The sequence below is a fragment of the Sphingobacterium kyonggiense genome, from assembly GCF_039536825.1.
Taxonomy (GTDB): Bacteria; Bacteroidota; Bacteroidia; order Sphingobacteriales; family Sphingobacteriaceae; genus Sphingobacterium; species Sphingobacterium kyonggiense.
This window is the reverse complement of sequence record NZ_BAAAZI010000014.1, coordinates 1-510: the sequence shown is the minus strand read 5'-3', so window position 1 is coordinate 510 and position 510 is coordinate 1. Positions and strand designations below refer to the sequence as shown.

The window sequence follows — 510 nt, the reverse complement described above, 5'->3', positions numbered from 1 at the left end:
GTAATTGGGGCTAAGTCGTAACAAGGTAGCCGTACCGGAAGGTGCGGCTGGAATACCTCCTTTCTAGAGCCCGATTTCCGGCTCGACTGCGCAACATATGATCGTTTATAAAAAGAAAAACTCAGAAGAAAGTACCTACCCGACCTAATGGTCAGGAATGGAACATCCCTTCGAAGAGATGAACAGATAAGCTAGTCCCGTAGCTCAGTTGGTTAGAGCACTACACTGATAATGTAGGGGTCAGCAGTTCAAATCTGCTCGGGACTACCATTAAAGATTAAATGGAAAGGGGAATTAGCTCAGCTGGCTAGAGCACCTGCCTTGCACGCAGGGGGTCAACGGTTCGAATCCGTTATTCTCCACGAGTTCAGGTCCGGTAATGCGGTTATTGGGTATGCGACCACGGTCTAAATACCAAATACTGAATACTCGGTACCAGAACAAAGAGTTCTTTGACATATTGGAAGAAAAGAGACACAAGAGAAGACAACAGAGGACGATGCGCCACGG

2 tRNA genes and 1 rRNA gene are annotated in these 510 nt (G+C 47.3%); all 3 read left to right on the top strand.

Going from position 1 to position 510, the window contains the following annotated elements:
• A 16S ribosomal RNA gene (locus ABD676_RS16605) occupies nucleotides 1–63 on the top strand; the annotation flags it as partial.
• A gap of 130 nt (nucleotides 64–193) precedes the next feature.
• A tRNA-Ile gene (locus ABD676_RS16600) sits at nucleotides 194–270 on the top strand.
• Nucleotides 271–288: 18 nt separating this feature from the next.
• Nucleotides 289–362, top strand: a tRNA-Ala gene (locus ABD676_RS16595).
• The last annotated feature ends 148 nt before the right edge of the window (nucleotides 363–510 follow it).